Raw genomic sequence first — 8,298 nt, 5'->3', positions numbered from 1 at the left:
TGGCGGGCAGGTGCGCGAGATGTTCGGCTCCACCGAGACCTGCGTGTTCGCCAGCCGCCGCACCGCCTGCGAAGCGCCGTGGACGCCGCTGCCCGGCGTGCGCGTGGCGCCGCAGCCGGACGGCACCCTGGTGCACGCGCCGCACCTGCCGCAGCCGGTGCTGCTGGCCGACCTGATGGAAGTGGGTGCCGACGGCCGTTTCCAGGTGCGCGGGCGCCAGGCCGATCTGCTGGAGATCGCCGGCAAGCGCGCCTCGCTGGCGGATCTCACCCGGCGCCTGCTGGCCCTGCCGGGCGTGGTCGACGGCGCGATGCTGCAACTGGATCCGGAGCCGGGCCAGGCGGTGGGCCGCATCGCCGCGGTGGTGGTGGCGCCGACCCTGGACGAGGCCACGATCCTCGCCGCGCTGCGCCGCGAGCTGGATCCGGTGTTCCTGCCGCGCCGCCTGCGCCTGCTCGACGCCCTGCCGCGCAACGAGACCGGCAAGCTGCCGCGCGATCGGTTGCTGGCGTTGCTGGCGGCACGCGAGGACTGACGGGGCGGTCGAATCGCACCGGGATCGGGATCAGGCCGGCTTGGCAAGCGGTCAATCGACCGCTGCTGGTGAAACGTCGAGCCTGCATCGCTGCAGATGGTTCAGTGGGCGGCTTGCTGTGGGGCCTGCCGGTGTTCGTATACTGCGCTCATCGCTTCGCGCCGCAAGGATGTGCCGCATGCCCCAGCGGGCTTCTCTCGTCCTGATCGCCTCGCTGCTGTGCGGGGCCTGCACCCATGCGCCCGCGCGGACGCCTGCCGTTGCGCCTCCTGCCAAGGAATCTCCCGCCATGACCTCGTCCCCCTCGTCCGGCGCCGCCGATCAGGCCGCCGCGCCCGTGTCGCCCAAGCTGAGCGCCGAGCAGATGCTCAGCCGATTGCTGACCTTGATCCGGACCAGCAGAAGCGTGGCCGACTTCACGCCGGAGCGCTTGCATGAGGTGATGGGGGTGGAGATGGACTATGCGCGTGATGGGTCGGGACGTTATGGATTCGGGGAGAAGGTCAGCCGGGATTGGGTGCATGGCTTCGAGGTAGATCCGAGAACGAAGAACCATGGGTTTGAGTTCAGCTTCGATCCGGCGACCCGTGGATCTTCTCCCGACATGACCAGTATCTGCCAGATGGACTTTGATCGCTTCACTGGTGAACTTGAAAAGATGGGATTTGTACGTGAGCACCACTTCGATTCTCCACCTCAAGCATCGTTTGGAGAAAAGCTGTCGCATGGAGCGCTGATGTACGATTTTTTTCAGCGTCCCGGCATGTGGATCCAGGTCTATCCCAATGGCGAGGCAAATGAGCCGATCGAAAAGATCAGCCACCTGTGTGTGCAAATGGTTGTGATCGGATAAAGACAAGGATGCCTCAGAATGGCGGAACTCTCTGCTCAGGCTCAGAAGATCTTCAGTGAATTTGGCTCTGAGCCGGACGTTACGGCGGATCAGGCGAGGAATCTGCTGTCGATCGTCAACGCTTCGCCCGCGCTCGTTGACCAGGTCAACGCTGCCGTGGCCAAGGGCCATGTGGCGCGCATCGTTCCATTGACTAATCCCAATGCGGGTGGTGAATACGATGCGCAGAATCACGCGATCCGCCTACCTTTGGCACGACTGACTCCTGTCTCTCCAGGTCAACTACCCAGCGCCACAAATATGGGTGAGGTAACGTATGCGTTAGGTCATGAACTGCAGCATGGGTTCAATGCCGAAGCAACTAAGCGGGCGTTGAAGCAGTTCGACAGCGATGTCGGAAACATTTCACGCGGCTCGGGGGTGCGTGATTACACCGAGCCCTTGGCAACTTTGCTGGCGCAAAATCGCCGCGACGAAGCCGGTGCGCAGATCGCCGGCTGGAATGCAGTCGTCAGCAGGGTTCTGGCAAGCAAGCCGAATGCAACGCTGGAGGATATCTACAAAGAACAGCCGGGGCGCATGGCAGATTTCATGGACCGTAGCGGCAGGCCTGTGGCCTTCACATTGAAGCCAAACCTTCGTCTCAATGCCGATCTGACAATGAGCGAGACTCCCGATAATGTGGAGGGAATGGGGCAGAATTTTTTTGACAAGGAAGCTCGAAACGCAAGGCTTGGCGCCAACGGCAACTCGGATTATGCGAATTATTATGCTGCCAATCCGGTCAGCCACATCGCCCAGGTCGAGCATCGGCAACATCCGCCACAACCCGGCAACGACACCCCGCAGATCGCGCTGAACCTGTCGCGGCTGCATCTGCGCGAGTCGCTGCTGGAAGAGAACGGGCTGGATCTGGGCAGGGATCGGCGTCCTCTGCCGTACTTCGACACCAGCGCCCAGCCGCCGGTTTCGGGACTGCTGCAGCACACCGCCGACACCCATCGGCACGTGTCGCCCCTGGCGAACGGGTTGCCCGAACCTTCGGCGCCTCCCGCGCAAGGCGCCGAGGCGCACCGTAGCGATGATCCGTCGCTGCCGGGGCATCCGGATCACGCGTTGCTGGAACAGATCCGAGCAGGCATGCGCAGGGTCGACGCATACCTGGGCAAGGCCTACGACCACGACAGCGAGCGGCTCAGTCGCAGCCTGCTGGCGGCCTGCAAGGACAATCGCGACATGTATCCGGGTGCCGCGGGCTATTCGTTGGCGGGCAATGCGCTGGAGCGGGTCGACCACGTGGTGTTGGGGAAGACCGGGAACCTGATCGCCGTGCAGGGCGCACTGGACGACCCGGCGATGAAGCGCGCGGTCGTTCCGGTGGAGCAGGCGTTGGCCACGCCGGTGGAACAGTCGGACCAGAAACTGGCGCTGGCCAATCAGGCGCTGGGGCAGGAGCAACAGCGCACCACACAGCCGGAATTGGACCGTCACCTGACCGCGCCGACGCGTTAGTGCATGTCGCCACTGCGTGGCCGGCGAGGTGGGATGGTCATGCGTGGGAGGAAGGCAGCGGTGCGAAACATCGACGCATACGCGCTTGCTGCGGTGCGCTCTGCCACGTCCGGCGTCCAACGTGATTTGCGCCGGGCAAGCAGCGACACGGCATCCGTCCCGCACAGACCGCACTTGGGCGCAAGTCCAGGGACAGCGCGTCGCGAGGGCGGAACCGGCGCGGCAGCGGCGGTGCCGGTACCCGCTCAGGAAAGCGCGGCGGCGACCTGCGCGAACAGGTGCGGCAGATCCACCGGCATGCGGGTGTCCACGTCGATCACCGTCCCCAGGCCGATCGGACCGGGATAGTCGGCAAGTAGGTCGGGCGGCAGTTCCCGCAGGGGGTGTGCCGCGTGCTGCGTGGCCGTCGCGGCACGCGCGCGGAAGCGGCGCAGGGTCTCGTCATGGCCGCAGTGGCAATGGACTTCCACCAGCCTCGCCTCCAGTGCGGCGATCCTGCCGCGTTCGTCGTCGCTGCGCGGTCGGAAGTTGGCTTCCAGCACCGCGTGCGGACTGCGCTGTGCCAGCGACCAGAGGACCTCCATCGCGGCGCCGCCGAGACGGCGCGACGCGACGAGATCGCCGCCGCCATCGCCCAGGGCGTCGGTCAGCGTCTCCTTGATGAAATCCTTGCAGAACAGCGGAAAGCCCAGGTGCGCCGCCAGCGGGACCGCCAGCGTGGTCTTGCCGGCGCCGGGGGCACCGGACACCAGGACGATCTTGCGTCGCCGTTCAACCATGCACGCCGTCGATCTCAACCGCCAGTTCGTCGCGGCAGATCACCGCGTGCAGCAGCAGGCGCGGGACGCGGTCGCCGAAGCGGGTATCGAGGGCGGCGGCGACCAGCGGCAGGTCGCCAGGCTCGCGCACGTAGACCTTGAGGCGTGTGCCGTCGCCGAACTGCGGCGGCAGGTCCGGGGCGTGTTCGCGCGCGGCCGACAGCAGGGCGTCGAAGTTGGCGAAGGTTTCCTCCAGCTGCGCCAGCAACTGGCCCTGGTGCATGGAGGCGTGGCCGACCACGCTGGCGGTGCCCGACAGCAGCAGCGGCATGTCGCTGCCGGCCGGCGGCAGCATGGCGCGGGCGAAGCTGGGCGGCTGCGGGCCGTACTGGCGCGGGTAGCGGTAGGCGCTGACCTGGCGCGGGTTCTCCAGCGGGGTGCCGGCCTGCGCGGCGGCCAGCCAGTAGATCTGCATCACCCGCGCATCGTCGCAGCGGCCCACTGCGGTCGCCGCCGGCAGCTGGGTGGCGTCGAAATCGCCCAGCCCGCGCGCGCGGCCGACGCAGAAGCGCCGGTAGCGCTCGCGGTCGCCGCTGCCCAGGGTGATCGCATCGAGGTAGTTCCAGATGCGCAGCAGGCGCGGGGTGGCGCTGCCGGCGACGAAGGCGCTGATCTGCGCGTAGGCGAGCGCGGCGGCTTCCTCGATGTCCAGGTCGACCTGGCGCTCGTCGATCTCGATGACGCCGAACTGCAGGCGGCCGTCGCTGGCCCAGGCGATGGCGCCGTCGCGGCCGCTGTGCACCGGGGCGTCGGTGCGCCACACCTCGAGCATGCGCGGGCCGTGCGGCTGCAGCGGCACGCGCAGGTAGCGCGGGTCGTCGTGGTAGGGCGCGGTCTCGCCGAAGCCGAATACCGCCAGGACGCGATCCTCGGCCAGCCACTGGCTGGGGTCGGTTTCGGCGACGTAGTCCACCTGCAACTGCGGATGGCCCTGCGTGTGGTGCGGAAACTGCAGGTGCGGGCGGCTCATGGTGTATCTCCGTGCAAGGTGTCGCCGTGGAACGATTCGCGGGCCTGGCGGCGGCGGTGGCGCCAGGCGCGCCACGCCCGCGGCAGCATCGCCACCGCGGACAGCGCATAGATGGCGCGGAACACGCGCAGGCGGCGTAGCACCGCACGGTTGTCGAAGACGTCGCCGGCGAGCATCGCCACCACCGCCTGTTCCACCTGCAGCACGTTGCGCGGCTGCGCGAACAGCTCGCGCATGGTCGGCGAGGTGAAGCGGTAGATGAACCACTTGAACTCGTCCAGGCCGCCGCGCAGGTGCCGCTCCAGGCGCCGCTGCAGCCGCGCCTCGCTGGCCGGGTCGCGCAGCGCCGCGTCGACCACGGATGCGCCGCGCTCGGCGCTGTGCATGGCCAGGTACACGCCGGAGGAGAACATCGGGTCGACGAAGGCGTAGGCGTCGCCGAGCATCAGCCAGCGCGGCCCGCTCATGCGCGTGCATTCGTAGGCGTAGTTGCCGGTGGCGTGCACCGGCGCCACGCGCTGCGCGCCGGCCATGCGCGCCACCACGTCCGGATTCAGCGCCAGCGTGCGCAGCAGGAACGTCTCGCTGTCGCAGCCCTTGCGGGTCTTCATGTACTCCGGGTCGCACACCGCGCCCACGCTCATCACGTCGTCGGGCAGCGGGATCAGCCACATCCAGCCGTGCGCGTGGCGATAGATGCTGATGTTGCCGGCGTCCTCGCCGGGGCGCCGCGCCACGCCGCGGAAATGGCTGAACAGCGCCGCCGACTGGTGCCGCGGATTGGCGCGCTTGAGCTTGAGCGTGTTGCCGAGAAAGGTGTCGCGGCCGCTGGCGTCGATCAGGTAGCGCGGCCGGTAGTGGCGCACGCCGTCGGCGCCGCGTGCCTGCACCGTCGGTGTCTCGCCGTCCAGCTGCACCGCCTCGACGCGCACGCCCTCGTGCACGTCGGCGCCGACCGCGCGCGCCTGCGCGAACAGCACCCGGTCGAAGTCGGCGCGCGGCACCTGCAGCGCGAAGTCGGACTGCACACCCAGTGCATGCGCGAAACGGAAGGTGTTGTAGCCGCCGGCATCGTTGGGGAAATCGGCACCGAGTTTGAGCACGCCGATCGCCCGCACCTGGTCGAGCACGCCCAGCCGCTGCAGGATCGGCATGTTCATCGGCAGCAGCGATTCGCCGATGTGGAAGCGCGGGTGGTGGTCCTTTTCCAGCACCGTCACCCGCCAGCCGCGTTGCGCCAGCACGATCGCCGCCGCGCAGCCGGCCGGCCCCCCGCCGATCACCAGCACGTCGGGCGTGTCTGCCGCGGCGTCGCGTGCGGTGGGGGGAGGGGAAGCAACAGCGGCGGACGTCATCCTGAGGAAACCTGCGGGCGCAACGGCGGGGCGAAACGGCATGATAGCGTGCCGTTCGCGGGCCGATGGTTGCGCCGCAGCGCCCGATGCACCATCTTGTCGCACCCGTCCTTTCGCCTGGAAGCCCCTGGATGTCTTCGCAAACCGCCGCCGAACGTGAACTGGCCGAGCTGCTGGTCGAGAGCCTGAACCTGGAAGACGTCCAGCCCGGCGACATCGATCCGGAGGCGCCGCTGTTCAATACCGGCCTGGGGCTGGACTCGATCGACGCCCTGGAACTGGCGCTGGCGATCAGCAAGCGCTACGGCTTCCAGCTGCGCTCGGACAACGACGAGAACCGCCGCATCTTCGCCTCGCTGCGCGCGCTGTCGGCGCATGTCGAAGCCAACAAGACCAGCTGAGCCGGCCGACGCCGCGCCCTGGGCGCTGGCCCTGGGCGTGCTGCTGGCGCTGGCCTACTCGCCACTGGCGCACTGGGCCAATGCCGCGCACCGCCCGGACCTGGCGGTGCTGGCCGGCGCGGCGCTGGTGCTGATGGTGCTGGTGGAGCCGATGGCGCGCTGGCGGCCCTGGGCCTGGGCGTTGGCGCTCGCCGCGACCGCGGCGCTGGTGCCGCTGTGGCGCTCGCCGCACGCCCTGCTGCTGCTGGCCGCACCGCCGGTGCTGTTCACCGCCTGGGTGGCCTGGTTCTTCGGGCGCAGCCTGCAGCGCGGGCGCACGCCGCTGATCACCCGCATCGTCGAGGCCCTGTACCGGCAGGCCGGCATGCCGATCACCCCGGACCAACTGCGCTACACCCGCCGCCTGACCTTGGCCTGGACCCTGCTGCTGGTCGGGCTGACCCTGCTCAACCTGCTGCTGGCGCTGTGCGCCCAGCCCAGCGGGGTGCTGGCGCAACTGGGCCTGGCCGCGCCGCTGCCGATCAGCGATGCGCGCGCCTCGCTGTTCGCCAATCTGCTCGGCTACGGGGTCATCGGCGGCTTCTTCGTCGGCGAGTACCTGCTGCGCGGGCGCTGGTTTCCGCAGCGTCCCTACCGTAATCTGCCCGACTTCCTGCACCGGCTGGCGCGGCTGGGGCCGGTTTTTTGGCGCGATCTGTTGCGCTGACGCGCGAAGTGCAGGGGACGCAAGGGTCGTGCAGATCATCAAGGAAAACAGCAAGTTGTCGCGGGCTGGGATGCCTTCGCGCATGGCCTGGGCCGTGTGGAACGCCCTGCAACTGGCATTCACCCTGGCGCACACCGCGCTGGGCATCGTCGTCGCACTGGTGCTGCTGCGGCTGACCGGGCCGCGCCTGCCGCTGCGCATGGGCGCGCGGTTCTGGGCGCCGGTGCTGCTGTTCGGCGCCGGGGCGCGGCTGCAGGTGGAGGGCCGCGAGCGGGTGGACTGGTCGCGCAACCACCTGTTCGTCAGCAACCACCAGTCGATCATCGACATCTGCGCGCTGTTCATGGCGCTGCCGGTGCCGCTGCGCTTCCTGCTCAAGGACGAGATGCTGAAGGTGCCGTTCGTGAACTGGTATGCGCGCGCGACCGGCATGCTGTTCCTGGACCGCGACAGCCGCCGCGCCGGGGCGATGATGCGGCGCGAGGCGGCGGCGTTGCTGCGCCGTGGCCAGGACCTGTGCCTGTTCCCGGAGGGCACCCGCAGCCGCAGCGGCGCGCTGGCCGAGTTCAAGGCCGGGCTGCTGCAGGCCGCGATCGACGCCGGGGTGGACGTGGTGCCGGTGGCGCTGGACGGGGCGGGCAAGGTGCTGCCGCCGACCAGCCTGTTCCGGGTCCGGCCCGGCGTCATCCGGGTGCGGATCGGCACGCCGATCCGGGTGAACGGCGAGGACGGCCCGCTGAACCGCCAGGAAGTGACCCAGCGCGCGCACCAGGCCGTCCGTGCCATGCTCGAACCCAGGATATGAGTCGCCCGTATGCAATTCGTCGTACCGCATGATCATCCCAGCCTGCCCGGCCACTTCCCGGGCCGCCCGGTGGTGCCCGGCGTCGTGGTGCTGGACCACGTGCTGCAGGCCGTCGAGGCGGCGCATGGCGCGCGCGCGCCGCTGCGCCTGCCGCAGGTGAAGTTCGTGCAACCGCTGTTTCCCGGCCAGCCGGCGCGGGTGGAACTGGACGGCGCCGCGCCGCGCTGGCGCTTCCGCGTGCTGCGCGGCGAGGACCTGCTGGTCAGCGGCGAGCTGAACGCCGAGGCGGCGCCGTGAGCGCCGGCTGGAAGCACCGCCCGGAAGGCGGCGGCCATTTCGCCCT

Annotated in this window: 9 protein-coding genes and 1 pseudogene; 7 read left to right on the top strand and 3 right to left on the bottom strand. The window is 69.0% G+C overall.

The genetic code is table 11. From position 1 onward, the window contains the following. The 3 genes and pseudogenes from D588_RS0116405 to D588_RS28580 form a co-directional block, all read left to right on the top strand. Positions 1 to 535, top strand: a pseudogene (locus D588_RS0116405) (AMP-ligase); the annotation flags it as partial. A gap of 289 nt (positions 536 to 824) precedes the next feature. Further along, positions 825 to 1,388 (top strand): hypothetical protein, encoded by a 564-nt coding sequence (locus tag D588_RS0116400; protein ID WP_157836481.1) that lies wholly within the window; start codon positions 825 to 827, stop codon positions 1,386 to 1,388. 18 nt (positions 1,389 to 1,406) lie between these two features. Further along, complete coding sequence (locus D588_RS28580) at positions 1,407 to 2,900, top strand: XVIPCD domain-containing protein (RefSeq protein WP_232764317.1); 1,494 nt, start codon at positions 1,407 to 1,409, stop codon at positions 2,898 to 2,900. A 245-nt stretch (positions 2,901 to 3,145) separates the two neighbouring features. Here the strand turns inward: D588_RS28580 and D588_RS0116390 are convergent, their stop codons facing one another. Genes D588_RS0116390 through D588_RS0116380 form a run of 3 tightly spaced genes read right to left on the bottom strand, consistent with a single transcriptional unit; the run spans position 3,146 to position 6,043 of the window. Next, complete coding sequence (locus D588_RS0116390; protein ID WP_017916746.1) at positions 3,146 to 3,679, bottom strand: AAA family ATPase; 534 nt, start codon at positions 3,677 to 3,679, stop codon at positions 3,146 to 3,148. Next, positions 3,672 to 4,688, bottom strand: a complete 1,017-nt coding sequence (locus D588_RS0116385) for a pteridine-dependent deoxygenase (protein WP_017916745.1) — start codon at positions 4,686 to 4,688, stop codon at positions 3,672 to 3,674. Before D588_RS0116385 ends, D588_RS0116390 begins: the two co-directional genes overlap by 8 nt. Then, positions 4,685 to 6,043, bottom strand: a complete 1,359-nt coding sequence (locus D588_RS0116380; RefSeq protein WP_026143794.1) for an NAD(P)/FAD-dependent oxidoreductase — start codon at positions 6,041 to 6,043, stop codon at positions 4,685 to 4,687. The genes D588_RS0116385 and D588_RS0116380 overlap by 4 nt, the downstream gene beginning before the upstream one ends. A 131-nt stretch (positions 6,044 to 6,174) precedes the next feature. Between D588_RS0116380 and xanC the strand changes: the two genes are divergently transcribed. From xanC to D588_RS0116360, 4 genes are read left to right on the top strand one after another with little or no spacing between them, the layout of a single operon-like run. Next, positions 6,175 to 6,444 (top strand): xanthomonadin biosynthesis acyl carrier protein XanC, encoded by a 270-nt coding sequence (xanC, locus tag D588_RS0116375; RefSeq protein ID WP_003470209.1) that lies wholly within the window; start codon positions 6,175 to 6,177, stop codon positions 6,442 to 6,444. Further along, positions 6,419 to 7,150, top strand: coding sequence for a hypothetical protein (locus D588_RS0116370; protein WP_043085439.1), 732 nt, complete (start codon positions 6,419 to 6,421; stop codon positions 7,148 to 7,150). The genes xanC and D588_RS0116370 overlap by 26 nt, the downstream gene beginning before the upstream one ends. Positions 7,151 to 7,205: 55 nt before the next feature. Continuing rightward, the gene (locus D588_RS0116365) at positions 7,206 to 7,955 is read left to right on the top strand and encodes a lysophospholipid acyltransferase family protein (RefSeq protein ID WP_087963685.1); all 750 of its coding nucleotides are present in this window, start codon (positions 7,206 to 7,208) and stop codon (positions 7,953 to 7,955) included. A gap of 9 nt (positions 7,956 to 7,964) precedes the next feature. Next, positions 7,965 to 8,252, top strand: a complete 288-nt coding sequence (locus tag D588_RS0116360) for a hypothetical protein (RefSeq protein WP_017914445.1) — start codon at positions 7,965 to 7,967, stop codon at positions 8,250 to 8,252. Positions 8,253 to 8,298: the final 46 nt, after the last annotated feature.

This window comes from Xanthomonas sp. SHU 308 (assembly GCF_000364645.1).
Taxonomy (GTDB): domain Bacteria; phylum Pseudomonadota; class Gammaproteobacteria; order Xanthomonadales; family Xanthomonadaceae; genus Xanthomonas_A; species Xanthomonas_A sontii.
Note: the sequence above shows the minus strand (reverse complement) of the source record. Positions and strands in the feature narration are given on the sequence as shown.

Coding starts and splice junctions, on each gene's coding strand:
- D588_RS0116400 (WP_157836481.1), top strand. CDS start 825: ATGACCTCGTCCCCCTCGTCCGGCGCCGCCGATCAGGCCGCCGCGCCC.
- D588_RS28580 (WP_232764317.1), top strand. CDS start 1,407: ATGGCGGAACTCTCTGCTCAGGCTCAGAAGATCTTCAGTGAATTTGGC.
- D588_RS0116390 (WP_017916746.1), bottom strand. CDS start 3,679: ATGGTTGAACGGCGACGCAAGATCGTCCTGGTGTCCGGTGCCCCCGGC.
- D588_RS0116385 (WP_017916745.1), bottom strand. CDS start 4,688: ATGAGCCGCCCGCACCTGCAGTTTCCGCACCACACGCAGGGCCATCCG.
- D588_RS0116380 (WP_026143794.1), bottom strand. CDS start 6,043: ATGACGTCCGCCGCTGTTGCTTCCCCTCCCCCCACCGCACGCGACGCC.
- xanC (WP_003470209.1), top strand. CDS start 6,175: ATGTCTTCGCAAACCGCCGCCGAACGTGAACTGGCCGAGCTGCTGGTC.
- D588_RS0116370 (WP_043085439.1), top strand. CDS start 6,419: ATGTCGAAGCCAACAAGACCAGCTGAGCCGGCCGACGCCGCGCCCTGG.
- D588_RS0116360 (WP_017914445.1), top strand. CDS start 7,965: ATGCAATTCGTCGTACCGCATGATCATCCCAGCCTGCCCGGCCACTTC.